Genomic DNA, 1,673 nt, shown 5'->3' with positions numbered 1-1,673 from the left:
CGGGTCACGCCGCCGACCTGGCCGTGCCCTCCCCTCGGCGCGCCCCCGGAGCGGCAGCCACCCCTGGCGTGGCGCCGTGATCGTCTGCGTGGCGCTGACCGCGGACGGCAGCGCGGGTCAGGGCTGGGGCCGGGCGCCGCGAGTCGCGGTGGCCGACGTCGCCGACGGGCAGGTCCGCAGCTGGCAGGAGTACGCCGTGGGCTGGGACTCCGCCCACGACAGCGGCACCGAGGGCGCTCACCATGCCCGGGTGGTCACCTTCCTCCGTGAGCACGGGGTGGAACGGGTGGCTGCCGGGCACATGGGGCCCGGGATGGTCCGCACGCTGGAGCGGCTCGGCGTCGAGGTGCGGCTGGGGGCTGCGGGGGACCCGACCGAGGCCGCCGTCGCCGCTGCGGGCTGACGCCGGCGGGGTCGCTCTCCGGGTCGGCCTGCTGGGCGGCGTACTTCCGAGACCTGGTGGCGGGTCCTTGTCTCCCTGCCCCGTCCCTGCGGCGTACTTCCCACCCGTCACACCTGTCACCGCGGGCCGCGCAAACTGTCACTTGTCGGGGGATGCAACCCCCTACATGTGCGGGTTTCCCCGCTCGGGGAAACCGACAGCACCCGGCCCAGCGCTCACACGCCCGTCTCGGCGACCACCCGGCCCTCGGCCATGGCGGCGAGCAGCGCGGAGTGGTCCTGCTCGTTCTGGGTGGCATAGGCGACGGCGAACTCCGCGACCGCGTGGTCGAAGGTGTCGGAGGAGCCGAGGTACGCCGCGATCGCGACCCGGTCGCCGGAGCGGGCGTGCGCCCGGGCGAGGGTCCACCCGCACAGCCGGGCGTAGAGCGCGGCGCCGCTGGGCACCATCCGCTCGGGGTCGGCCGACGCCTTCCAGTCGCGCAGCTGCCGCACGTAGAAGTCCCGGGGGACGCCGTCGATCCCCTCGCCGCGCTGCCAGCCGAGGAAGATGTCGCTGGTCGCCTGCATCAGCCGCTGACCCAGCACCACCCGCTGGCCGTGGTTGGCCAGACCGCTTCGGCCGGCCACCGGCTCCAGCACCGAGGCCTCGGCCTGCTTGGCCTGCAGGAACATCGGGTCCGAGCCGTCGATGCCCTCCATGAGCAGGATCCACGCGCGCAGGCCGACGCTCCCCACGCCGACGACCTTGTGGGCCATCCGGACCAGGTGGAACTGCTCCAGCAGGGCCCGCCGGTCCGGCTGGAGGCTGCGCCGGTAGGAGCGGATGTACGCCCGCAGCGCCTCGTAGAGCCGATCCACCTCGTCGGCCTCCACCATCTCCTCGACCGGCACCACCAGGGGCGGGTCACTGATGATGCGGATCTCGCCGTCGACCCGGGTGGTCAGCCGGGCCAGCGCCTGCATGCTGTCGCGGGTGCGGGCCTTCGCGAGCATCTTCTCGGTCCGCTTGAGCCCCTTCGGCGAGAGCAGCTCCCCGTACTTCGCGAGAGCCGCCTCGATGTCCAGGCTGGCGTACCACACCGCGAGGTTGGTCTGACCGGCGAACTCCCGCATGGCCTTCCGGTAGGCCTCGGCCGCGGCCAGTACCGCCGTACGCCGCTCGGTGGCCGAGAACCCCCGCTCCCGGCCGGCGACCTCCACGCTGGCGGCGAGCCGCTTGACGTCCCACTCGAACGGTCCGGGCAGGGTCTCGTCGAAGTCGTTGAGGT

Annotated in this window: 2 protein-coding genes; one reads left to right on the top strand and one right to left on the bottom strand. The window is 73.6% G+C overall.

Features of this window, described 5'->3' with window-relative positions; all coding sequences use genetic code 11:
• A partial coding sequence (locus PLP61_RS17005) for a NifB/NifX family molybdenum-iron cluster-binding protein (RefSeq protein ID WP_324503987.1) occupies positions 1 to 403 on the top strand: 403 nt, incomplete at its 5' end.
• A 215-nt stretch (positions 404 to 618) separates the two neighbouring features.
• Here PLP61_RS17005 and PLP61_RS17000 read toward each other — a convergent pair.
• The coding region (locus PLP61_RS17000) for a DUF2252 domain-containing protein (RefSeq protein WP_324503985.1) at positions 619 to 1,673 on the bottom strand (1,055 nt) is incomplete at its 5' end.

It is taken from the genome of Nocardioides sp. (assembly GCF_035429765.1).
GTDB lineage: Bacteria > Actinomycetota > Actinomycetes > Propionibacteriales > Nocardioidaceae > Nocardioides.
This window is presented reverse-complemented; position numbering and strand designations above follow the sequence as displayed.